General features: G+C 48.0%; 23 protein-coding genes and 1 riboswitch. Of the genes, 19 read left to right on the forward strand and 4 right to left on the reverse strand.

From position 1 onward, the window contains the following. The first annotated feature begins 162 nt into the window (after positions 1 to 162). The gene (locus tag ACUTVW_RS14670) at positions 163 to 378 is read left to right on the forward strand and encodes a hypothetical protein (protein ID WP_434749137.1); all 216 of its coding nucleotides are present in this window, start codon (positions 163 to 165) and stop codon (positions 376 to 378) included. 19 nt (positions 379 to 397) lie between these two features. On the opposite strand, the gene ACUTVW_RS14675 is transcribed toward ACUTVW_RS14670, so the two are convergent. The 4 genes from ACUTVW_RS14675 to ACUTVW_RS14690 are packed head-to-tail and all read right to left on the reverse strand — an operon-like array spanning position 398 to position 5,469. Then, positions 398 to 1,501 (reverse strand): GerAB/ArcD/ProY family transporter, encoded by a 1,104-nt coding sequence (locus ACUTVW_RS14675; protein ID WP_434749138.1) that lies wholly within the window; start codon positions 1,499 to 1,501, stop codon positions 398 to 400. Positions 1,502 to 1,531: 30 nt separating this feature from the next. Further along, positions 1,532 to 2,623, reverse strand: a complete 1,092-nt coding sequence (locus tag ACUTVW_RS14680) for a GerAB/ArcD/ProY family transporter (RefSeq protein ID WP_434749139.1) — start codon at positions 2,621 to 2,623, stop codon at positions 1,532 to 1,534. A 21-nt stretch (positions 2,624 to 2,644) separates the two neighbouring features. Further along, the gene (locus ACUTVW_RS14685) at positions 2,645 to 3,856 is read right to left on the reverse strand and encodes a Ger(x)C family spore germination protein (protein ID WP_434749140.1); all 1,212 of its coding nucleotides are present in this window, start codon (positions 3,854 to 3,856) and stop codon (positions 2,645 to 2,647) included. Positions 3,857 to 3,858: 2 nt separating this feature from the next. Further along, entirely contained in the window at positions 3,859 to 5,469 is a 1,611-nt protein-coding gene (locus ACUTVW_RS14690; protein WP_434758265.1) for a spore germination protein, read from the reverse strand. A 596-nt stretch (positions 5,470 to 6,065) separates the two neighbouring features. Here ACUTVW_RS14690 and prfA point away from each other — a divergent pair. The 18 genes from prfA (at position 6,066) to ACUTVW_RS14780 (ending at position 22,554) form a co-directional block, all read left to right on the forward strand. Beyond that, positions 6,066 to 7,133, forward strand: a complete 1,068-nt coding sequence (prfA, locus tag ACUTVW_RS14695; RefSeq protein WP_434749142.1) for a peptide chain release factor 1 — start codon at positions 6,066 to 6,068, stop codon at positions 7,131 to 7,133. 24 nt (positions 7,134 to 7,157) lie between these two features. After that, positions 7,158 to 8,048 (forward strand): peptide chain release factor N(5)-glutamine methyltransferase, encoded by an 891-nt coding sequence (gene prmC, locus ACUTVW_RS14700; RefSeq protein ID WP_445646609.1) that lies wholly within the window; start codon positions 7,158 to 7,160, stop codon positions 8,046 to 8,048. 85 nt (positions 8,049 to 8,133) lie between these two features. Beyond that, positions 8,134 to 9,363, forward strand: a complete 1,230-nt coding sequence (locus ACUTVW_RS14705; RefSeq protein ID WP_445646506.1) for an FtsW/RodA/SpoVE family cell cycle protein — start codon at positions 8,134 to 8,136, stop codon at positions 9,361 to 9,363. 241 nt (positions 9,364 to 9,604) lie between these two features. Next, positions 9,605 to 10,831 (forward strand): FtsW/RodA/SpoVE family cell cycle protein, encoded by a 1,227-nt coding sequence (locus tag ACUTVW_RS14710; RefSeq protein ID WP_445646507.1) that lies wholly within the window; start codon positions 9,605 to 9,607, stop codon positions 10,829 to 10,831. A 384-nt stretch (positions 10,832 to 11,215) separates the two neighbouring features. After that, the gene (gene spoIIR, locus ACUTVW_RS14715; RefSeq protein ID WP_445646508.1) at positions 11,216 to 11,875 is read left to right on the forward strand and encodes a stage II sporulation protein R; all 660 of its coding nucleotides are present in this window, start codon (positions 11,216 to 11,218) and stop codon (positions 11,873 to 11,875) included. 226 nt (positions 11,876 to 12,101) lie between these two features. Continuing rightward, positions 12,102 to 13,337, forward strand: coding sequence for an L-threonylcarbamoyladenylate synthase (locus tag ACUTVW_RS14720; protein ID WP_445646509.1), 1,236 nt, complete (start codon positions 12,102 to 12,104; stop codon positions 13,335 to 13,337). A gap of 239 nt (positions 13,338 to 13,576) precedes the next feature. Then, the gene (locus ACUTVW_RS14725; protein ID WP_445646510.1) at positions 13,577 to 14,137 is read left to right on the forward strand and encodes a manganese efflux pump MntP; all 561 of its coding nucleotides are present in this window, start codon (positions 13,577 to 13,579) and stop codon (positions 14,135 to 14,137) included. A gap of 64 nt (positions 14,138 to 14,201) precedes the next feature. Next, positions 14,202 to 14,774 (forward strand): low molecular weight protein arginine phosphatase, encoded by a 573-nt coding sequence (locus ACUTVW_RS14730; protein ID WP_445646511.1) that lies wholly within the window; start codon positions 14,202 to 14,204, stop codon positions 14,772 to 14,774. A 96-nt stretch (positions 14,775 to 14,870) separates the two neighbouring features. Beyond that, a riboswitch (ZMP/ZTP riboswitch) is annotated at positions 14,871 to 14,952 on the forward strand. Between the two features lie 143 nt (positions 14,953 to 15,095). Beyond that, complete coding sequence (locus tag ACUTVW_RS14735) at positions 15,096 to 15,689, forward strand: TIGR01440 family protein (protein ID WP_445646512.1); 594 nt, start codon at positions 15,096 to 15,098, stop codon at positions 15,687 to 15,689. 217 nt (positions 15,690 to 15,906) lie between these two features. Next, positions 15,907 to 17,154, forward strand: coding sequence for a serine hydroxymethyltransferase (gene glyA / locus ACUTVW_RS14740; RefSeq protein WP_434749151.1), 1,248 nt, complete (start codon positions 15,907 to 15,909; stop codon positions 17,152 to 17,154). A 444-nt stretch (positions 17,155 to 17,598) separates the two neighbouring features. Continuing rightward, complete coding sequence (gene upp / locus ACUTVW_RS14745) at positions 17,599 to 18,228, forward strand: uracil phosphoribosyltransferase (protein ID WP_090922856.1); 630 nt, start codon at positions 17,599 to 17,601, stop codon at positions 18,226 to 18,228. Between the two features lie 39 nt (positions 18,229 to 18,267). After that, positions 18,268 to 19,425: a non-hydrolyzing UDP-N-acetylglucosamine 2-epimerase gene (gene wecB, locus ACUTVW_RS14750; protein ID WP_445646513.1), complete on the forward strand. Its 1,158-nt coding sequence runs from the start codon at positions 18,268 to 18,270 to the stop codon at positions 19,423 to 19,425. 186 nt (positions 19,426 to 19,611) lie between these two features. After that, positions 19,612 to 19,866, forward strand: coding sequence for an AtpZ/AtpI family protein (locus tag ACUTVW_RS14755; protein ID WP_017691931.1), 255 nt, complete (start codon positions 19,612 to 19,614; stop codon positions 19,864 to 19,866). Next, positions 19,859 to 20,236: an ATP synthase subunit I gene (locus tag ACUTVW_RS14760; protein ID WP_445646514.1), complete on the forward strand. Its 378-nt coding sequence runs from the start codon at positions 19,859 to 19,861 to the stop codon at positions 20,234 to 20,236. Before ACUTVW_RS14755 ends, ACUTVW_RS14760 begins: the two co-directional genes overlap by 8 nt. 45 nt (positions 20,237 to 20,281) lie before the next feature. Beyond that, on the forward strand, positions 20,282 to 21,100 hold the full coding sequence (gene atpB / locus ACUTVW_RS14765) for a F0F1 ATP synthase subunit A (RefSeq protein ID WP_434749154.1): 819 nt from the start codon (positions 20,282 to 20,284) through the stop codon (positions 21,098 to 21,100). A 78-nt stretch (positions 21,101 to 21,178) separates the two neighbouring features. After that, positions 21,179 to 21,403 carry a F0F1 ATP synthase subunit C gene (gene atpE / locus ACUTVW_RS14770; protein ID WP_017691934.1) on the forward strand — a complete coding sequence of 75 codons (225 nt, stop codon included), beginning with the start codon at positions 21,179 to 21,181 and terminating at the stop codon, positions 21,401 to 21,403. 117 nt (positions 21,404 to 21,520) lie between these two features. Further along, positions 21,521 to 22,009: a F0F1 ATP synthase subunit B gene (atpF, locus tag ACUTVW_RS14775; RefSeq protein WP_434749155.1), complete on the forward strand. Its 489-nt coding sequence runs from the start codon at positions 21,521 to 21,523 to the stop codon at positions 22,007 to 22,009. Next, on the forward strand, positions 22,006 to 22,554 hold the full coding sequence (locus ACUTVW_RS14780; protein ID WP_445646515.1) for a F0F1 ATP synthase subunit delta: 549 nt from the start codon (positions 22,006 to 22,008) through the stop codon (positions 22,552 to 22,554). The genes atpF and ACUTVW_RS14780 overlap by 4 nt, the downstream gene beginning before the upstream one ends.

Raw genomic sequence — 22,554 nt, forward strand, 5'->3', positions numbered from 1 at the left:
TATATCTTCTTTCTAGCCCCCGGGATATCGGCAACGATAATCCGGGGGTTAGTCGTGTTCTTGTATAAAAAGTTTGCCAGTTCCTTCAATGGAATGAAAACATAGCCGGGTTATCATACTATAGGAGACACCCCAAAATTCAAACGTAACGGAGGTTTTTCCATGCGAGTACTTCTTATTTTCCTAGTGCTTTTAGGTCTAAGCATCAGTTTTGTCATCCTCATGGATTTGTTGATTGGTCTGCCTCTCTACGTTTCGATCAGCAATGCGACATCTCCCTTTTTGTTCATGAAGGTGGATGAATGGATCACCCTGATCTTTGTGTTGCTCTATGTCATTGGTAAACCAGTCATCCAACATTATCTGAGTCGCAAATAACGGTATTGTTGTTCAAGGCTCAGGATGTACCTCTCCATCGGCCGCGTTTTTTCAACCATCCTCCAATCAGTAATAAGACTGGAATTGCTCCACCCATAGGTAAAAAAACCGTTTGTAGTGCTATATTTCCTTCCTTAATATGTTCAGCAAAGTTACTGGAGTTGATCAGTGAAACCACCAATATCAGGAGTCCGACAGGGTATATCATCGTCCGCTTGTCCCGAATATGGAATAAATCTGTAATTGAACTCACACAGGCATAGTAGAAAATCGCAGTCTTGAAGAACACGCCAACAATCAAGAAGAGAACGAAAAAGACATCCAAACGCTGTACAAAGGCTCCTACATCAATCAGGCTGATCATGTCCAGCAAAGGAAACGTACTTTGTGAGGTGATATCTACACCTAGAACGGCAATCTGAAGCATGCTGGATATGGTGAGGATAATGCCGCTAATGAACACTGCGACAAATCCGAAACGAAGGCCTTGATTGGGCTGATCCAAGGAAGGGAAAATCACCATAAAACAGATTAATTCGGTATAAGGAAACTCAAAGGTCTGCTTCAAAAAGGGGGTAAACACAGCTCCCCATCCGTTTCCCAGCAAGGGAAATAACCGTTCTGTCTCGATTACGTTGGAACAGAGTAAAAGCACTACGCTTAACAGGCCGACTAGCAGAAGTACGATCAAAAATATCTGTGCAGTTCGGGCTAATACCTCAATTCCTTTATCCAAAACATAAGCTACCGCCAGAATCATCGCGGCTTCAACGACAATAAGAGGAGTTTGATCCAGTACCGAATTGATGAGTAAATCCCCGCCATCACGCAGATCGCGAGAAGCACCGTACAGAAAAAAGATAATGTAGAGCATGCCCAGGATCAGACCGATCGGTTTGCCAAGCAGTGCTCTAATATGACCGATGAGCTGAAGCTTGGGAGCAAGCCGGAACAAGGCTGCGTATACCCCGAAGAGGATGAGTCCACCAGCATTCCCGAGCAAGGTTGCGATCCAGGCATCTCGCTCAGCTGTTGTCCCCAAACTAACCACCAGCGAGGTTCCCATATTGAACAGAACCATCAAAGCGAGCAATTGTTGAGCATTGATCTTAACTTCGTCCACTGTTTGCACCTCCGACATGGTCATGGTCTTTTACTTGATAATCTTGCGAAGTTTGGCAACCATCCACAAGAGAAGAGGAATCCCGATGCCAAACATAACAAAGATGGTAACAAGCAATATATCCCCTTCTTCAATCTGTTCTGCAAAATTGCCGGAGAGCATTAATGACATCAGCAGCGCAATCAATGCAATCGGTGAAACCCATTTTCGGTAGTCCGAAACCTGAAACAGATCTGTAGCAGCCATAATGCCGGCATACAGGAAAATTGCAATTTTGAAAAAATCACCGACAATCAGGGTAAGCACAACAAAAACATCCAGACGCTGCACAAAATCACCGACATTGATTAGGCTGATGGTGTACAACAGAGGGAAGGTGGCTCGATTCGATATTTGTGTTCCCAGTACTGCGATATTGGTTGCACTGGAGTAGCTGAGAAGAAAACCGCTGGTGATTACTGCGGCAAAGCCAGCACGTGTTCCTTGCCTGGAGTTGTTATGTAAATACGGGAACAGCATGGTGAAACAAACCAACTCTTCATACGGGAACTCAAAGGTTTGCTTCAACGTGATGTCCAAGATGGGACGCCAACCATTTTCGAGCATCGGAAGGAGTCGGTCTACCTCGATGATTCCGGAAACATACATCAAAAGGTTGCTGGTCACCGCGAGTACCCCAAGAACGAAGGCAAAGATTAGTGCGGTTCTTGCCAACACCTCTATTCCCTTGCTAAGAACATATCCAATGGACAATATCATTACGGCACTGACAACAACTTCAGGTGTTTCGTCCAGTACAGAGGTGATCAGCAAATCGGAGCCTTCACGCAAATCCCTCGCTGCTCCATGAATAAAAAAGAGAATGTAGAGTATGCCCACAAACCAGCCCGCCTTTTGGCCTAAAATGGCTTTAGCATAACCTGTGAGAGGAAGCTTGGGGTATAAGCGATACAGCGAAACGTAGATCGAGAAGATAAGTAGCCCTCCTGCTACCCCAAAAAGGACAGCTAGCCAAGCATCTTTCTCTGCTTTGGTAGCAAGAACACGTATAATTGCAGTTCCTGCGTCAAAAAGCAGGACTAAGGCAAATAACTGGCCAGGGCTGATCTTAGCTTTTTCCACACCGGATTCACCTCTTCTTTGCTATTTTTCTTTCTTTAAATCATGTAAATAGGGTTTCGTAATCTTGCCTGTACGCTGGATCTTTGACTCGACATGTACCTCGAATTCACAAGTAGAAAATAAGGTGTTCCATTTATCTTCCAATCGTTTCCATGCCTTCGGATTGGCCCGGTTAATCGCATCTCCAAACCCCAGCACATCGGTTTTCATAGCTTGCACGGTTTGGATAGCCCCAACGACTTCCTCCTTAATCTTGGCGTTCACCTGCAACTCCAATTTGCGGATTTCCTCTGATTTGGATGGATCAATCGAAGGACAAGTAACCTCCCCCACCGTACTGACATTCCGTATTCGGATGTGTATAACAGGTTGGCCTCCTCTGAACGTAGCTTTTGTTCGTATTTTGCTCTTGAACACTTCAATGGCGATCGCGTCTTTTTTTTCTTCACAATCCAGACTGACAATGGTATTATGGATTTTTTTGTTGATCCATGAAATTCCTCGAGCATCCTGATGGTTGATCCAGCCGAGTAAACGGCCTTCTTTAAAAAGGGCCATTCCATTAATAACAAGCTGTACAGGAATATCTGTCCGCTCCAGAGTAGACTTGTTATGACCTGAATTTTGTGGTCCAGTAATCTCTAAACCGCTAATGACAGGCCCTCCTCCTTTAATCAGCAGTCCTCGAATAACATCATCGATGCCTGACTCGTAACTTTCGGCTAAAACGCGTTCTGATGTTTTTAATTTTCCCAGAATGGCATTCGCCGGAATGCTCTCAATGGGGGTCAGCGTTTTGAGGATACTGTTTGCATCAGTATTCTTCGCGATAAAAACCCTTGTTCTCAGTCGAGGTTCAGCATCTCGCTCCATAAAGTCAAATATAGATTCAATGCCTTCTTTCGCCATCTCCTCGCCAATGATCAAATCTCTGACATGCTGTACGTTCAGTCGGCGAGGGACTTTTTTGGAAACTTTGCGAGCAGCCTCCAGCAGAGTATGTCCTTCGCTGCTATACACGACAACCGGGACAACCTGTCCCGTTTTCCCGCCAGCAATCTCTCTTGCGTTAACAATTTGAAAGGAGTAACGATAGGTATCCTGATCATGCGCTTTATCAATGCCGATTGCCAAGGGCAGCGCCAAATTATTCAATTCCTTGTAGTTCCAGCAGCCTGTCAGGAGAAGTAGAGAAAGAAAAGGGAACGCCAGAAGCTTTGCTCTCCGGCCCATGGTTATTCATTCCTTCCGTTGTGATATGAGGACGTTGACGATGAATCCCCGCTCTTCACTTGAGCATCGGACGGCAAGGACATGTCTTTAATGTGAGGACGTGTCGCCGCCGACTTGATTGGAGAACGCCAGATCGTATCTTTCTGCTCTTTGAAGTCAAAGGGTGCAAACGGAGACAAGTATGGGACGCCAAAAGACTTCAGACTGACCATGTGAGCTATCAGCATAATCATGGCGATGATGATCCCGTAAAAGCCGAGTGTGGATGCAGCAAGCATAAGCGGAAAACGAATCAGTCTGGCAGCATTGGTCAGCGTGTAACCGGGTAAAGTGAAGCTGGCAATGCCTGTCAAGGACACAATGATGACCATCATGGCTGTGACGATACCGGCCTGTACTGCAGCTTGTCCCAGCACAACGGCACCTACAATCGAAACGGCTTGACCGACTGCCCTGGGCATACGAGTGCCAGCCTCGCGCATGATTTCAAAAGCAAGCTCCATCAGCACAGCTTCTATAACGATCGGAAAAGGAACACCTTCTCGCTGGGCTAGCAGGTTAATGACCAGCAGCGTTGGGATCATCTCATGATGATAAGCCATGACAGCAATGTAGATGGAAGGTACAAGAATGACAATTAAAAAGCTCAAATAACGAATGATTCGCATAAAGATGGTAAAGTCAAATCGCTGATAATAATCCTCAGCCGCCTTGAAAAACTGTGGGAAGGTCGTGGGTAGGATCAATGTGTTTGGTGAGCCGTCTACGAGGACGGCAATTCGCCCTTCCAGCAGGTTGCCAACAACAACATCTGGACGCTCTGAATTGAATACCGTCGGGAACGGAGTAATGGCATCATCTTGAACTAATTCCTCGATATAACCAGATTCGAGAATTGCATCAATATTGATGTCTTTTAATCGTTGTTTTAACTCCTCCACAACCTGTTTCGGGGCAATATTTTGCAAGTACATCATGGCCACTTGGGTGTTGGTCACAGCTCCAATGTTCATAGATTCCAGCCATAGATCGGGGCTCTTGAGGCGGCGTCGAATCAGTGAAATGTTTGTACTGATGGATTCGGTGAAGCTGTCCTTGGGACCTCGGATATTAATCTCTGTCTCAGGCGGCATAATGCTGCGTTCATTGTTACTTTGAATATTCACGATGATACAGTTCGTGGAACCGTCAATGAGAATGACTAATGCCCCGGACAATATGGAGTTCATCATGTTGCTCCAACGGTCCAGAATTTGTGTATCCCCAGTGCTCAAGGCTCTGGATTGAAGGAAATCAAAAAGGGTTCCCGAGTCTGGATCAGGTGGCAGAGCATTGTTTAATGTGTTGACGGACATTAACGAATGGCTGACAAAATCATTGATTTTTTCTGCGTCCGTCATACCCTCCATATAAACAACAGCGACGGGGGAATCTGCACCGGGGACTTGAAATGTACGTACAATAATATCCGAGCTTTGCCCTAATTCTTGTTGGATTTGTTGAAGGTTTTGCTGCAAAGTGTGGTGTAATGGATTCCCTTGAGCATCCTTTGAGAGACTCATTTCGTTGGTGTTTCGTATTTTTTTCGAACGAAAGTGCCGTTTCAAGGACATGAAAATTCTCCTTTGATATGGTATTGCTCTGTATTATCAGTAATTGAGTGGAAATTATACGTAATGCTATATATCGGGAAAAATTATTCAGGGGCAAATCTGTTTTGTTTGGATCTTTATTCAGATGTATCAGATCATTTATGCTGTATGATTGCGGTCTCACTGGATTGTTTACCTGTGATGGATATATTAAAAAGAAAGAAAAACTCTTGAGGAGGCGGCAAAGATTGGAGCAAAATTTAGCTGCTCGCACCCTGAACAGTTACTGTTCAGGAGCATAAGAATATGCTATAATTAAGAGTCGTATACCCATGATGAACTGATTGTTCCATCGATGAGATGAGACGAGGGCTTCAGGAGGTAGGCGATTTCTTTATATCACTTTAAAAGTAAAGGATTTGATGACGTTGTAGCGAGATATACGTCGATCATATAACAGAATGAGAATGGAATGACATGCTGCGGTCAGGGGATTCAGTCAGAATACTGTGGTTTGTGGATTTTTGAATTATAGATATGTAATGCGAATAATACATGTTGATTTTGTATTGAAATCAGTATGTGCATGGACAAAATAAAACGTGAGGTGACTATACATGTTGGATAAATTGCAGGCGTTAGCCGATCGTTATGACAAGCTGAGCGAGCTTTTGTGTGACCCGGATGTAGCTAGCGATAACAAAAAGCTGCGTGAATATTCCAAGGAGCAATCCGATCTTCAGCCGACATACGATGCGTACAATGAGTACAAACAGGTTAGTGAGGATCTGGAAGCGGCGAAGGAAATGCAAGGCGAGAAACTGGATGACGAGATGCGCGAGATGGTCAAAATGGAAATTGATGAACTGTCTGCTCGCCAGAAAGAGCTGGATGAACTCATTCGTGTGCTGATGCTGCCCAAAGATCCAAATGATGATAAAAACGTCATTGTGGAAATTCGCGGTGCAGCTGGTGGAGATGAAGCGGCGTTGTTTGCAGCGGATCTGTACCGGATGTATACCCGTTATGCAGATGCGCAGGGCTGGAAAGTTGAGCTGATGGATGTAAATACCAACGATCTCGGCGGATTCAAAGAGGTTGTATTCATGATCAACGGACGCGGTGCTTACAGCAAAATGAAATACGAAAGCGGTGCACACCGTGTACAGCGTATTCCAACAACGGAATCGGGCGGACGGATTCATACATCAACTTCAACCGTTGCGGTGATGCCGGAGGCGGAAGATTTTGATATCGAAATCCATGATAAAGATATTCGTGTAGATACATTCTGTTCCAGTGGTGCCGGTGGACAATCGGTTAACACAACGAAATCAGCGGTACGTGTAACTCACGTGCCAACAGGTATCGTAGCAACGTGTCAGGATGGCAAATCCCAGAACTCCAACAAGGATAAAGCGTTGCAAGTATTGCGTACACGGATCTTTGATATGAAACGTATGGAAGAGGAAGCGAAAATCTCCATTGAGCGGAAGAGCAAAGTCGGAACGGGTGACCGCAGTGAGCGGATTCGTACGTACAACTTCCCGCAAAGCCGTGTGACGGATCACCGCATTGGTCTGACGATGCACAAGCTGGATCAGATCATGAACGGAGAGATTGAAGATATCTTGTCTGCCCTGACGATTGCTCAGCAGACTGAGATGATGGATAGAGGAGAATAATCTGTGACGGGCGCGCAGTTTGTAATGACGCCGGAGCAGAGTTGCCGGGAAGCCTTCGTAGAGGCTTCCTCTTTTTTGGAGAAGTGCGGCGTGTACGAGCCGCACAACAATGCACGGCTGCTGCTGGAACATGTACTGGGCGTCTATGGCGCCCGGTACTACATGATGCAGCCGGAGCCATTCCCCGGCGAGCTGCGCAGCCGCTGGGAAGACGCCGTCACGCGCAAGGCTGCGGGTGAGCCGGCGCAATATATTATCGGCAGCCAGGAATTCTACGGGCTGCCGTTCGAGGTCACGCCGGCCGTGCTGATTCCGCGGCCGGAGACCGAGCTGCTGGTCGAAGCTGTGCTGCGCGCAGCAGACCGCGTGTTGGCCGGCGCCGGCGGTGCCGTGCGCGCCGTCGACATTGGCACGGGCAGCGGTGCCATCGCGGTGACGATGGCTTCGCTTCGCCCGCAGTGGCAGGTGTCCGCCGGGGACCTCTCGGCGGATGCCCTGCACGTGGCCGCGCGCAACGCGGCCGCGAACGGTGTACAGATCGACTTCCGTGAAGGCGATCTGCTTGCTCCGTTCGCCGGGGAGCGGTTGGACATCCTGGTGTCCAACCCTCCCTACATCCCGGCGGGAGATATCGCCGGGTTGCAGCAGGAGGTGCGCGATCATGAGCCGCGCCTCGCACTGGATGGCGGTCCGGACGGGCTCGCCCCGTATCGCATCATGCTGGAGCAGCTGAAGCTGCTGCCTGCGCCGCCGCAGATTGTCGGTTTTGAGCTGGGCATGGGCCAGGCTCGGGACGTGGCAGCATTGCTGGAATCGGCGGGACATTGGCCGGAGATTATTATCGTTCCTGACCTTGCCGGAATCGAACGGCATGTCCTGGGTGTTCGACCTTCGGAACAGGTGACAAAAATGTAAGGCACGTAAGTTTTCTTTTTGCCGTGAAATCCTCTACAATGGGGTATGCCGAAGATTTTCTGAATGCTTGGGGGAACATAATTACATGCTGCACAAATTCAAAAAGATCGACTACTCCATCGTTTTTATATTGGTGATTCTGATGGTCATCTGTATAATGGCCATTTACAGTACGACGTCTGGTCGTCCGAAGCTAGAGGGCTTCACCAAAAATATGATCGTATTTTATGTGTTGGGTTTTGTTGTTTTTTTCGGAATGTCCATGATCAACTATAAGTTTATCGTCAAAAATTATTTATACATCTATGGGCTAGGCCTATTACTGTTAGTTCTGGTCTTGTTTATTGGTAATGAGTACTACGGAGCCCAAGGCTGGCTTTCCATTGGCGGGATCAGTCTTCAGCCTTCGGAGTTGTTCAAGCTATGTCTGATTGTCATGTTATCTACACTGCTCGCCAGGAAGAAGAACAGGCCTTTGTTTTTTGGTCGAGATGTCATTCCAGTCAGTTTATGTGTTCTGCCGCCCTTGCTGCTCGTGTTGCTGCAAAATGATCTAGGTGCAGTACTCAGTTATATTTTTATCTGGATCGGTTTGTTATGGATCGGCAATATCAAATTTTCACATGCATTGATTGGTTTTGTACTGGCGGTAAGTGCCATCGTTGCTGGCATACAGGCGTATATTCATTATCATGATGAAATTACAGGTTTCCTCAAAGATATTAAACGTGCACACTGGGCAGAACGATTTGACCCGTGGCTTGTGCCTGAACTGACGTCCAGAGATGTATTGTGGCAGACATACAACGCCAAACTTGCCATTGGTTCTGGTGGTGTTACCGGCAAAGGATACATGGAAGGCACGACTATCCAATCTAATCGGGTACCCCTGGCCTATGCGGACTCTATTTTCGTACAGATTGGTGAAGAGTATGGCTTTGTTGGTGCATCGGTACTTCTTTTACTGTACTTCATCCTGATCCACAGGCTGGTGTTGATTGCTTTGGAGTGTAAGGATCGGGTGGGTGCGTATCTGATTGTAGGGATTATCGCGATGATTCTGTATCAGGTCTTTGTCAATATAGGACCGTTTATAGGACTCATGCCACTGACAGGTATCACGTTGCCATTCATCAGTTATGGGGGAACATCGCTGGTCATTAACATGATCAGTATGGGCATTGCCATGAGCATTAAGGTACACACCGAAGAGAATGAAGATATTCTGGGTGCAGTGGAGCAGCCAAGTATTACAGAACTGATCTTGAAACTGTTCAGACGTAAATCTGCGCAGCAGGAGCAACCGGAACAATGACATGAAAGGGTATACTGAGGTATACCATAAAGCTCCTATTAAAAGCTCTTTTATAACGATGCGCTCGTAAAAAAACAGATCAGCTTTGGAACCGACCTTTCCAGCATTTGCGGGGGAGTAGGTTCTAAAGCTTTTTTTGTTGTGACCGGATTTCCATTCTCCTACCCAATTCGGTACAATGGTAATATTGATCATTATTGGTAAAGCGCGATGTGAGAACTTAGGGGGAAACTCAAACACCATGTGGAAAACGGTGAAAAAGCTGGATGGCATCATTCTTTTTGTCTTGTTGTTGTTAATGGTTATCAGCATATTTGCCATTTACAGCGGTACACGTTTTGATCCCAAACTGGCGAATCATCATGTGAAAACGATCTATTTCTATGTGGTGGGATTTATCGCTGTTATTGGAATTGGTTTGATTAACTACAAGTTGTACGTGAAATACGCGTTTATGGTGTACGGTATAGGTATCGTTTTCCTGATACTGGCTAATGTACTTGGAAGTAAGGTGAACAACGCGAATGGCTGGCTGAAGATCACGGAGACCATTTCGTTTCAACCTGCCGAATTGTTCAAAATGATCCTCATTCTGTTTCTCGCCCATCTCATTGTGAAACGTAAACGGGGGGAGCTGGGGTTCTGGAGAGATGTGGTACCGATTGGGCTCTGGACATTTATTCCGTTTGCGCTCGTTATGGCACAGAATGACCTCGGTAACGCTCTGGGTTATGTGGTCATCCTGATTGCGGTGTTATGGATCGGAAATATCAAGCTGAAACATGCGTTAATCGGGCTCACGATTGTAGCTGCATTCTTTATTGGTTTCATCAAATCGTACACCTTCTATCATGATGACGTGTTTGCCTTCCTGGAAAAGATCAAACGTGAGCACTGGGCTGAACGGATCGATCCGTGGCTTGTGCCGGAGAAAGCCACAGCCAAAGCGATGTGGCATACGAAAAATGCAGGGCTCGCCATCGGATCAGGCGGGATTACGGGCAAAGGGTTCCTGGAAGGAACCTCTGTTCAAAGCGGACGTGTGCCTTATACGTACTCGGATTCGATCTTTGTTGTGGTGGCGGAGGAATTCGGTTTTGTGGGAGCTTCGCTGTTAATCCTGTTATATTTTATCCTGATCCATCGGATGGTACTGATTGCGCTGGAGTGCAAAGAACGAGCCGGGCCCATTATCATTGTGGGCATTATCGGGATGTTACTCTATCAGGTGTTTGAAAATGTAGGAGCGTTCCTTGGCCTCATGCCGCTGACAGGCATTACCTTGCCATTTATCAGTTATGGAGGGACGTCTTTGCTAATTAACATGGCCTGTATGGGCCTGGTAATGAGCATTAAGTTGTACGGTGACGAGGACGAAGATGAACTGTTTCCGGAGGAAGAATCTCCATCCTTAATGCAGCGAATTCGGAGTCTGATCAAAAAGAAAAAAGAGAACAGCGCGATGTAGTAGTGTTTTTTACGGGTTGGAGGGATTATTCATGATGAATAATTTTCAAAAGATTGTGTCTTGTAGCATTTTAATCCGTTGCTATCTTCGAAGAAAGCTTAGTGAACACTAGGCTTTTTTTGTATGTGCGAAAAGGGAAGTTTCAGGGGAGAGTAGAATAAATGAGTGTTGAAATGATCTCTTTTTACTAAGAAATCTCTTTTCGCAACGGCGATAAGGAATATGTCTATGCTTGTCACCCTGGTATATAGCTAATACATCTTCTTCTATGAAAAATTTTAATAGATTTCAGGTTTGTACTAGGTTTACTTCTTCCTCTACCGGGCATACTGATAGACATGAGAGAGTTGGCAGCTGGATATCGGAGCCGAGGGGGAGAACGGGATGAACAGACGAATGGTTAAACAAATTGGACTTATCATTGGTTGTCTTATGATGATTATTATGATGTGGGAAGGTCAGAAAACAGACGCGGCTGTTGCCGCTGCAGCGATTCCGGAGCAGTCGATCCGCCTGCGGATTCTGGCGAACTCGGATACGGCTGGAGATCAGCTCGTGAAACGTGAGATTCGGGATGCGGTGGTTGCACAGATGGGCGAGTGGGTTGGAACGCTGGAGGATCCGCAAAGTCTGGAGCAGGCGCGCCATGTGATTCGTGAGCATCTGTCCGAGATTGAGAATCGGGTAGGGGAAGAGTTGACGAAACGCGGACTGACCTATGATTACCAGGTGGAGCTTGGCACGGTTCCTTTTCCAACAAAGCTATATGGCGGTACTGTGTATCCAGCGGGTGATTATGAAGCGGTGCGGATTACATTGGGCGAAGGCAAGGGGCAGAACTGGTGGTGTGTGTTGTTCCCGCCTTTATGTTTTATCGATGCGAGCACTGGAGATGCATTGGCAAAACCAACGACAGTCTCTGCGGCGGCTGGGGATTCGGTAGAAGTGAAAGCTTCTGTACAGGGAGAGACACCCGAAGCGAGATTCTTCCTGTGGGATGTGGCCGTGAAATTATGGGATTGGATAACAAATTTATTCACTTAACAACGATTTGTTGATACCAAAAGTTGGAGTGCAATTGGAGTCCAAGATAGAATATAGAATACGAGAGGGGAGTTTCGTTGCAGGTTTGCAGGGAGCTTCCCTTTTTTATATAACAAATTTATGGTGGAAGTACCCCATGTTTGGATCAAACCTGTAACGTGACAGATATGATATACTTATATGTACTGAAATTGAACCTACTTGAAGTTTAGGGATGATGATATATATGAACAGAGAGCATGAAGCGAGATCACATACCTCGTTAGAGGACAAGCATGGCAATGAGGCGGCAGAGTCGGCCAAAGGTAAACAAAATACGGCTTACTGGGATGTCAGAGCACTGGTACAGGAGCAAGATGAGGCGGAGGAAGGGCAAGAACTTTTCCCGGTTTCCGGTGTGAAAAAGGGTAGCACCGCCCGTGAAGCGGCGCTCGTGGACTTGAAGGCAGCCGCGGCTTGCCTTCGTCAAGGGGAGATCATTGCCTTCCCGACCGAGACGGTCTATGGCCTCGGCGCAGATGCGCGCAGCACAGAAGCGGTGGAGGCGGTATTTGCCGCCAAAGGGCGGCCATCCGACAACCCGCTCATTGTGCATATCGCGCACCGTGACCAGTTAGATGATCTGGTCACCGAAGTTAATGCAGCGGCGGAAGCGCTGATGGCGGCCTTCTGGCCGGGCCCGCTGACGCTGGTGCTGCCGGTTAGGCCAGGGGCGGTGTCCCCGCGGGTCACTGCCGGGCTGGATACGGTGGCCGTGCGCATGCCGGATCACCCGGTGGCTCTGCCACTCATCGCGGCGGCGGCATGCCCTGTGGCTGCGCCAAGCGCCAACCGTTCCGGACGGCCTAGCCCGACCCTCGCCGCACATGTGCGGGAGGATCTGGATGGCCGCATCGGCGGCATCGTGGACGGCGGCCCCACAGGGGTGGGCGTCGAGTCCACGGTGGTGCAGGCCGGTGACGACGGTACCGTCACCATCCTGCGCCCTGGCGGCATCACGGCGGAACAGCTGTCCGCCGTGGCCGCCCGTGTCGCCACGGACCCGGCGCTTCTCGCCGAAGGGTCCGGGGGCGACAGCACCAGCCCGGCGCCGCGCTCGCCGGGCATGAAGTACACGCACTACGCACCCGCAGGGGCGCTGTGCGTGGTGGAGGGGCCGCCCGCAGCGGTGGCGGCCTGGATTAGCGCCGCCCTCGCAGAGGCGGCGCAGCGCGGAGAGCGCACCGCGGTGCTGGCGTTCGCCGAGCACGCGGAGCAGTACCGCGCCGATGCCGTGTTCTCGCTGGGCGACGCCAGCGAGCTGCAGGAAGCTGCGCGCAGGCTATACGCCGCGCTGCGCAGCTGCGACGAGCAGGGCGCCACATATATTGTGGCGGAAGCCTGCTCGCGCGAAGGGCTGGGAGCAGCCGTCATGAATCGGCTGCTCAAGGCGGCGGGCAACCAACTTATTCAAGTTGATTGAGCCGCCCGTCTGAACGCTCCTGCCCATCGGGTCAGGAGCACCAACTTTCGCGGGCAGTCGTAACATTTAACGAAACAAGTTTTATTTTCTTGCGGCAAGCGTAAGCGGGCCTTGAGCTGCTTTTCCCATCGTAAGGGTATATTGATACTTCGTTGCTCCACTTCCCCTGCATCCGTCATGTTTGGGTCCTTGTCCGCATATCGTGTACAAGAACCTTTACGCGACTTGGGGGTATGAGGATGTGGGATGTGTCTGCCCATGTGGGGCAGTTGGTAACCATTCTGATTATGGCGGTTGCGCTTGGACTTGATGCATTCTCGCTGGGCATTGGAATTGGCATGAAGGGCGTACGGCTGCGGGATATATTGAAAATCAGTACGGTCACAGCACTGTTTCATGTCATTATGCCGCTTGCTGGAATGTATATGGGTAAGTATGTCAGCTCCTTGTTGGGCGATATTACGAACTATGCGGCAGGTGGCTTGCTGGTGTTACTGGGTGCCCACATGATTTTGAATGCGTTCCGCGAAGGGGAAACCAAACTGGTGGATCATCGCTCCCTGCTGGGTATTATTTTATTTTCGTTCAGTGTCAGCGTAGATTCATTCTCTGTCGGGGTGTCGCTTGGTATGTTCAGTAGTGATCTTGTCCTGACCATTCTGGCATTTGGGTTCTGTGGTGGCTTAATGTCCATCTTGGGGCTGCTTCTCGGACGCCGGGTGAGCCAGAATATGGGGGATTACGGCGAGGCTGTAGGCGGGGCGATCTTGCTTGCCTTTGGACTTTTGTTTATATTCTAAAATAAAACGTGTAAATCATCGGATAGGCATATCACATCTTTGATCCAATGGGGAGGCTAACATAATGAAACATATTTTATTCGTATGTACAGGCAATACGTGCCGCAGCCCCATGGCAGAAGGGCTTTTGCGGAAACTCGCTTCCGAGCGCGGCATCCAGGTGCATGTTCGTTCTGCAGGTGTAGCCGCAACGTCGGGTATGCCGATATCGCGTCATGCCGAGGCGGTGTTGAGAGATCATAGTGCGGAAGGTCCAGCTCACTCCACACAGCTCAGTGCAGAACTGGTTGAATGGGCGGACCTCATTCTGACGTTGACCCGGAGTCATAAACAACATGTCATGCAGGTGTTTCCGGACTCCATTCAGAAGACGTACACCCTGAAAGAGTATGTAGAGAACGATGCACAAGTGCTTCAAGACCTGGAGGAATTGGACAGCCTGTTCGCTACATTGGAGATGAAGCGGGCACTTGGACAAGAGATTCTGGCCTCGGAGCGGGAGCGTGCGATTGAGATTAGACAGAGAATTCCAAGTTTCGACATCTCGGACCCATTTGGCGGCAGTCGGGATGATTACAACATTGCGGCGGCAGAGATTCGGACGGCGTTATCCCGTCTTTTGGATAAGCTTGAATAATTCAGGCAAGCAGAGGAAAGATATAGAAACAGAACAAGCGATGTAAATTAACCGTTGATTTTAAGTGTCGGTTGATTTATGATGAAGGGGAAAACAGGGATCCGGTGTAACTGGCGACGAAGTGGGCACAACCACAATGGAGCACCGGAACAAACGGCCGGTCGCCTGGGCAAAAGAGCAATTCTGCGATACCCGCAGACTGCTCTTTTTTTCGTCTTTCATCTGATTTTTCGCTATAATAGTACCTGAGATGCCATGCAACGTATGTGTAGAGCGAATGTGCACAAGAGAATGGGCATGATTTTATCGGGAGGCGATAGGATGACTATTGAACTGGATTCGGAACAACCCGGATTGCAACAACAGACCGCATCGATCCTGCGCGAACTGGCATTAGCCGGGAAGCTTGGCTCCGGTCAAGTTGTAGTTATTGGCACAAGTACAAGCGAAGTCGCAGGCCAGCGGATTGGAACAAGCGGTGCAGTGGATGTGGCGCAGCAGTTGCTTGCAGGGGTTCGTGAGGTACAGCAGGAGTTTGGTTTCGACACCGTATTCCAATGCTGTGAACACCTGAACAGGGCGCTTGTAATGGAACGGGCGTTACTTGAACGGCTTGGACTGACAGAGGTTGGCGCTGTACCTGTGCCGAAGGCTGGTGGTTCCATGGCATCTACCGCCTATCGTTCATTGTCCGATCCATGTCTCGCTGAACATATTCAGGCTCATGCAGGTCTGGATATTGGAGAAACGATGATAGGTATGCATTTACGCCATGTTGCAGTTCCTTTTCGGACCTCGCTTCGTTACATTGGTGAGGCTCGTGTCGCGGCAGCACTGACACGTCCGAAACTGGTTGGAGGCGAACGTGCAGTTTATCGAATGGAAGAAGAGCCCGATTCGACTTTTTGTGACTAACGTATAAAGTGAAATGATGTTTACACGTAAACGGAGAGTGCAACACCAATCTGGAGAAGCAGAGCGTTCACGTTTATCACCGAATTTTCCCCTTTATCAAAGGGGTTCAAAGAAATTTGGGGATAACAGTGATCGTAAGATGGTGATGCAATCGAAGTCAGGAGTGTAACCTGTAGGCTCGCTTTATAACTTCATAATAATTAGGAGGAATTTAATCATGGAACAATTGCGTAAGAATGACCCTGCAGTACTGGAAGCGATGAATCTTGAACTGAAACGTCAACAGAACAACATCGAGCTGATCGCATCCGAGAACATCGTAAGCGAAGCGGTAATTGAAGCAATGGGATCTGTTCTGACGAACAAGTATGCTGAAGGATATCCAGGTAAACGTTACTATGGCGGTTGTGAGCATGTGGATATCGTTGAAGATATCGCGCGTGATCGTGCCAAAGAATTGTTTGGCGCAGAGCATGCCAACGTGCAGCCACACTCCGGTGCACAAGCGAACATGGCCGTATATCTGGCAGCGTTGAAGCCTGGCGATACGGTACTGGGTATGAACCTGGCACACGGCGGTCACTTGACGCATGGTAGTCCGGTTAATGCTTCTGGTTTGCTGTACAACTTCGTTGCATACGGCGTACAAGAAGATACATTCCTCATTGATTATGATGAAGTTCGCAAAGCAGCATTCAAACACCGTCCTCGTCTGATCGTGGCAGGTGCAAGTGCATATCCACGTACCATTGATTTTGAAAAGCTGGCTGCCATCGCCGATGATGTTGGCGCTCTGTTTATGGTCGATATGGCACATATCGCAGGACTTGTTGCAGCTGGATTGCATCCTAACCCAGTGCCACATGCACACTTTGTAACGACAACAACACATAAAACACTGCGCGGACCACGCGGCGGTATGATCCTGTGCCGTAAGTCTTGGGCAGCTGCAATTGATAAAGCCGTATTCCCGGGTTCCCAAGGTGGACCATTGATGCACGTTATCGCTTCAAAAGCTGTAGCATTTGGTGAAGCTTTGCAGCCTTCGTTCAAAACGTATGCTCAGAACGTGGTGAAGAACGCACAAGTGCTGGCTGAAACATTGATCGCTGAAGGATTGAACATCGTATCCGGCGGTACAGACAACCACTTGATGCTGATCGACACACGCAGCGTGAACATCACAGGTAAGGAAGCAGAGCATGTGCTTGATTCCATCGGAATTACCGTGAACAAGAACGCTATTCCGTTCGATCCTACAAGTCCGTTTATCACTAGCGGTATCCGTATCGGAACACCAGCGGCGACTTCCCGTGGTATGGATGAAAAAGCGATGGTATCCATCGGTAAGATCATTGCCAAAACACTTAAAAATCCAAAAGACACAGCAACCCTTGATCAGGCTCGTGCAGAAGTAACTGCTTTGACGGACCAATACCCACTCTACACCGACCTTAAATACTAATACTGTCTCTTTTACTGCTAAAAAACATTGCTCGTGCTGTTTGTATTTGAAGGTTGTTAAAATGGAATACAGATGAACGAAGTGAGCAGAATGAGGCCGTAGAAGCGGAGCGTTCGCATTTATCCCCGAATTTTCACCTTTCTAAGGTGATTCATAAAATTTGGGGATAACGGCGATCGAAGGAGCATTCTGGTGGCGGAGTGGTATTGTATTTAACATTTTGCTATTCAAGTGACACAACAGCACGAGCAAACAGGACCGGATGAATCATTTTCCGGTCCTGTTTTTGTAGGATTCGCTTTTCTGTAATGATTAGGTGCCCTTTGATGGTGTAATTCAGTGTGGGTGATGATATAATATACAGGATTTATCGAGCCTGTGAATGATGGCTAGGTATATTTGGAAATGCTTAACTCATGAAGAACTTACCGGAGGGACAATTTAATGGGAAAATTAGTAATATGTGATCACCCCCTGATTCAACACAAACTGACGTTTATACGCGACATGCGTACGAATACGAAAGATTTTCGTGAATTGGTTGATGAAGTAGCCACGTTGATGGCTTACGAGATTACAAGAGATGTTGAACTGGAATCGATTGATGTACAGACTCCTGTAGCAGCAACACAAGGAAAAGTAATTTCTGGACGTATGCTTGGACTGGTACCGATTCTGCGCGCAGGACTGGGCATGCTGGATGGCGTTGTGAAGTTGTTGCCAGCGGCAAAAGTAGGACATGTTGGTTTGTTCCGTGACCCGGAAACACTGCAACCGGTTGAATACTACACCAAGCTACCTACAGATGTAACGGAGCGCCAACTGATTGTAATTGACCCGATGCTGGCAACGGGCGGATCGGCCATTGCAGCGATTGACGTGCTCAAGAAACGCGGCTGCACTCAGATCAAGATGATGAACTTGGTTGCAGCGCCAGAGGGCGTAAAAGCAGTACAGGATGCACACCCGGATGTGGATATCTATGTGGCTGCACTGGACGACCGTCTGGATGATCACGGATATATCGTGCCAGGACTTGGCGATGCAGGAGACCGTCTGTACGGAACGAAATAAGCATATTTTCATGCGGATTAGAAAAGGAGCTTTGCTCGAATGTCCAAAAAAATTAAAGTGATGACAATCTTCGGAGTGCGTCCGGAAGCCATCAAGATGGCTCCGCTTATTCTGGAATTGCAAAAACATCCCGAGTCCATTGAGTCGATTGTTTGCGTAACTGCGCAGCATCGTCAGATGCTGGATCAAGTTCTTGAAGTTTTCGACATTCATCCCGATTATGATCTGGATGTCATGAAGGATCGTCAAACGTTGAACGAGATCACCATTCGTGTTCTTGGCGGTCTGGAGCCAGTTTTGCGTGAAGCCAAGCCGGATATTGTGCTGGTTCACGGAGATACCTTGACTACATTTGTAGCCAGCTATGCAGCATTCCTGCAACAGATTCAGGTTGGGCATGTGGAGGCAGGATTGCGGACGTGGAACAAGCTGTCGCCGTATCCGGAAGAGATGAACCGCCAATTGACGGGTGTACTGGCTGATTTGCATTTTGCACCTACTGACTGGTCTTCTTCCAATCTTGCAAAAGAAAATAAACCGGAGTCTAGTACCTACGTCACAGGCAACACGGTAACCGATGTGTTTCAATATACAGTACGGGAGGATTACAAGCACCCGGTACTAGATTGGGCACAAGGCAAACGCCTGGTGCTGATGACTGCTCATCGCCGTGAATCTCAAGGCGAGCCTCACCGCAACATTTTCCAGGCCGTCAAACGGATTGCAGACGAATTCGAAGATATTGCCATCGTGTACCCGGTGCACCCTAGTCCTGCTGTGAAGGAGCCGGCTCACGCGATTTTGGGGAATCATCCCCGTATTCAGTTAATTGATCCGCTAGACGTAGTGGATTTGCATAACTTTTACCCGCACACTCACTTGATCCTGACCGATTCAGGCGGTTTGCAAGAAGAAGCGCCTTCGTTTGGTGTGCCTGTTCTTGTACTGCGCGATACAACAGAGCGCCCAGAAGGCATTGAAGCTGGCACGCTGGAATTGGTAGGGACGGAAGAAGAACGCGTATATGAACGGACCAAGGCGTTGCTTTCGGATGAAGCACTGTACGCAAGCATGAGCCAAGCTGCTAATCCATACGGTGATGGACACGCATCGGAAAGAATTGTCAATGCGATTTTGCACCATTTTGGCGTGAAAAGTGATCGTCCGGAATCATTTCACAGAAAGTTCAAAAAATAATTCACATTTTTTGACGGTTTTACGGAGGGGATAGCATACAGTTAAACTGTACGGTTTTCGCGGGTTTATGGGCTTTAGAGGTTCATAAGCCCGGCGTTTCCCCCTTTAAAACGCTAAAATCAATCAATTGACAAAGGCTCTCATCATTCAGTAAAATTAACTGGGATTGCAAGGGTGGCGTGGAAAATGGCCGATTCGAACAAACCAAATTCATCCCGTAACCATGACGATAATGTATGGAAAGCAATGGGGCTCGTGACAGCTTTTGGGATCGAGATTGCCATTCTCGCTGTTGCCGGATATTACGCTGGCTCCTGGTTGGACAAGACCATTGGAGGCAACGGAATATGGATCGCCGTAAGCGTTCTCTTTTTTCTTGCGGCAGGTGGGGTAAGCATTTACTTTATCGCGAAAAAAATCATGGGGGAAAGTGATGAGTGAACTAGCCAGATACCGCAGATCAATGACTGTTTTCGTCATGTATGTACTTATGATTTGTTTTCTCGCAGCGGCTTTTATGCCACGAGTGGAGACAATTGCTTTGGGACTAGCTCTGGGTACAGGAATTAGCTGGATTAATGCATTTTACCTGGGCTACAAAGTAAGGAAAATGTCTGATGAAGCGGCAGAAGGTAACTTGAAGCGTGTGAACCTGGGATTTTTGACAAGAGCAGCGCTGGCTGTGCTCGGTATATTTTTATCGATGCGCTTTCCGCAGTATTTCAATACATATGCGGTCGCAGGTGGTCTGGTTATTGCGCAATTTTCCTTACTGATTATAGGGATTATCTATTCCCGCAGAGCAGAATGAAATTAGGTGCTGCAGCTTTCAAGTCGAGAAAGGGGTGAGAAAAATATGCATGAAGCTCCAATTATTATGCTTGGCGGATTTCGACTGGATTTATCAGTTGTGTTGATGCTGGTCGTTACAGGTGCCCTTGTTTTTATTTTCGCTGTACTGGCGACACGAAGATTATCCGTTGAAAACCCCGGCAAGCTGCAAAATTTTATGGAGTGGGCAGTAGAATTCGTCCGCAATCTGATCTCCAGTACAATGGATATGAAGAAAGGTAAACATTTTATCTCTCTCGCTCTTTCCATGATTATGTTCATCTTTGTAGGGAACATGCTCGGACTTCCGTTCCAGGCAGTAACCGGGATGGATAAGGTAGAACAAGCGCAAGTATTCGGTCAACCGATTGTTACGGCCGTGGAAGCCTTTGAGAAGGCCCATGCCAAGGATCCGAATGCACATCCACACGTTGAACTGGCTTGGTGGAAATCACCGACAGCAGACTTGTCTGTAACGATGGGACTGGCCCTGGTTGCTTTCCTTGTATCTCATGGACTTGGATTATTCCGCAACACCAGAGGATATCTCAAGCATTACCTTCAGCCGTTTGCCCTGTTCTTGCCGATCAACTTGATCGAGACGGCATCGAAGCTGTTAACACACGGTATGCGTCTATTTGCGAATATCTTCGCGGGTGAGGTACTGATTACAACGATCCTGAAGCTGACCACATTCAAAGTGTTTGGTGCGATCGCGGCTATTCCACTGTTAATGGTTTGGCAAGGCTTTAGTATCTTTATCGGCGCGATCCAGGCATTTGTGTTTGTTATTTTGATGATGGTATACATCTCACAGAGCATCGAGACGCACGAAGAACATTAAGTTTCAAGCCCTAAGAAGATATCTTCATCAGGCTGAACAATAAAAAATACGATTTATTATTTTAAGGAGGATATACAAATGGGAGCAATGGCATTAATCGCAGCAGCAATTGTTGCAGGACTTGGCGCGTTTGGCGCAGGTATTGGTAACGGTATGGTAATCAGCAAAACGGTGGAAGGTATCGCTCGTCAACCAGAAGCGAAATCTACTCTTCAAACAACAATGTTTATCGGTGTAGGTTTGATCGAGGTATTGCCGATTATCGGTGTGGTACTCGCGTTCATGTTCTACGGTATGGCTTAATTTAAATGGATAAAGGTTTGGCGGGGAAGGCCACAGCCCTCCGCGCCTTCTTTTTAGGGAAATGTCCGTCCTAACAGGCGAACGTTTTAAGGATACCTCCAGGAAGGAGTGAACAGATTGAATTTCATATGGGAAAATACAATTCTTGCGATGGTTGCATTTGCAATTCTATATTGGCTGCTTAGTCGCTACGCTTTCGGCCCTTTGTTCTCCATTATGGAAAAGCGTCGTGAACTCGTGATGACGCAGATGAACGAGGCTGCACAGACTCGTGAACAGGCTATTGCCTATGTGGAGGAGCAAAAACAAGCTCTGGAACATGCGCGCAAAGAAGCTCACGACATCATCGAGCAGTCCAAACAAACGGGCGGCAAGCAGGCTGAGTCGATTTTGGCTGATGCCAAGGCAGAAGCGAATCGTCTCAAAGACGATGCGGTACGTGAGATCGAGAGCGAGAAGAACAAAGCAGTCGCAGCACTTCGCAGCGAACTGGGTACAGCTTCCGTTCAAATTGCTTCCAGATTGATTAAAAAAGAAGTTGAGAACGGTCCTGCACAAGAGGAACTTGTGAACCAATACCTCAATGAGGTAGGAGGCCGACAATGAGCCGCGATACGATTGTTGCCAAGCGTTATGCGAAAGCATTGTTTGAAGTTGCACTTCAGCAGCAGCAGGTGCTCGAGGTTGAACAGGAACTGCGCGCCGTAGTTAGTGCGTTAACTGGAGATGCCGAGATTATCAAGTTTATTGTATCTCCGAACATCTCTGATGAAGCCAAACAAAATGTGCTTCGTGCAAGCCTGGATGGCAAAGTGTCCGAACCTGTCCTTCGTACGGTTCTGCTCATGATTGAGCGTGGACGCGTTGAACTGTTGGACGAATTGTTGAGTGACTACGTGAAGATCGAAGGGGATTCTCTTGGAATCGCTGACGCTCGTGTATACTCAACATATGCTTTGAACGATGAGGAAAAAGAAGCGGTAGCCCGTGAATTCGGTGGCCGTGTGAATAAAAAGATTCGTATCGAGAATTTTGTTGATCCGACTCTGCTGGGCGGATTGAAAGTCGCCATTGGCGATACGATCTATGACGGCAGCTTGGCTGGCAAGCTCGAACGTCTTGAGCAGTCTTTTAACAGACGAGTACAGTAG

The sequence above is a fragment of the Paenibacillus sp. TSA_86.1 genome (genome assembly GCF_052691815.1).

Coding starts and splice junctions, on each gene's coding strand:
- wecB (WP_445646513.1), top strand. CDS start 18,268: ATGTCCAAAAAAATTAAAGTGATGACAATCTTCGGAGTGCGTCCGGAA.
- ACUTVW_RS14780 (WP_445646515.1), top strand. CDS start 22,006: ATGAGCCGCGATACGATTGTTGCCAAGCGTTATGCGAAAGCATTGTTT.
- ACUTVW_RS14710 (WP_445646507.1), top strand. CDS start 9,605: ATGTGGAAAACGGTGAAAAAGCTGGATGGCATCATTCTTTTTGTCTTG.
- glyA (WP_434749151.1), top strand. CDS start 15,907: ATGGAACAATTGCGTAAGAATGACCCTGCAGTACTGGAAGCGATGAAT.
- ACUTVW_RS14720 (WP_445646509.1), top strand. CDS start 12,102: ATGAACAGAGAGCATGAAGCGAGATCACATACCTCGTTAGAGGACAAG.
- spoIIR (WP_445646508.1), top strand. CDS start 11,216: ATGAACAGACGAATGGTTAAACAAATTGGACTTATCATTGGTTGTCTT.
- ACUTVW_RS14760 (WP_445646514.1), top strand. CDS start 19,859: ATGAGTGAACTAGCCAGATACCGCAGATCAATGACTGTTTTCGTCATG.
- ACUTVW_RS14690 (WP_434758265.1), bottom strand. CDS start 5,469: ATGTCCTTGAAACGGCACTTTCGTTCGAAAAAAATACGAAACACCAAC.
- prmC (WP_445646609.1), top strand. CDS start 7,158: ATGACGCCGGAGCAGAGTTGCCGGGAAGCCTTCGTAGAGGCTTCCTCT.
- ACUTVW_RS14735 (WP_445646512.1), top strand. CDS start 15,096: ATGACTATTGAACTGGATTCGGAACAACCCGGATTGCAACAACAGACC.
- atpE (WP_017691934.1), top strand. CDS start 21,179: ATGGGAGCAATGGCATTAATCGCAGCAGCAATTGTTGCAGGACTTGGC.
- upp (WP_090922856.1), top strand. CDS start 17,599: ATGGGAAAATTAGTAATATGTGATCACCCCCTGATTCAACACAAACTG.
- ACUTVW_RS14725 (WP_445646510.1), top strand. CDS start 13,577: ATGTGGGATGTGTCTGCCCATGTGGGGCAGTTGGTAACCATTCTGATT.
- ACUTVW_RS14685 (WP_434749140.1), bottom strand. CDS start 3,856: ATGGGCCGGAGAGCAAAGCTTCTGGCGTTCCCTTTTCTTTCTCTACTT.
- prfA (WP_434749142.1), top strand. CDS start 6,066: ATGTTGGATAAATTGCAGGCGTTAGCCGATCGTTATGACAAGCTGAGC.
- ACUTVW_RS14755 (WP_017691931.1), top strand. CDS start 19,612: ATGGCCGATTCGAACAAACCAAATTCATCCCGTAACCATGACGATAAT.
- ACUTVW_RS14705 (WP_445646506.1), top strand. CDS start 8,134: ATGCTGCACAAATTCAAAAAGATCGACTACTCCATCGTTTTTATATTG.
- atpB (WP_434749154.1), top strand. CDS start 20,282: ATGCATGAAGCTCCAATTATTATGCTTGGCGGATTTCGACTGGATTTA.
- ACUTVW_RS14670 (WP_434749137.1), top strand. CDS start 163: ATGCGAGTACTTCTTATTTTCCTAGTGCTTTTAGGTCTAAGCATCAGT.
- ACUTVW_RS14730 (WP_445646511.1), top strand. CDS start 14,202: ATGAAACATATTTTATTCGTATGTACAGGCAATACGTGCCGCAGCCCC.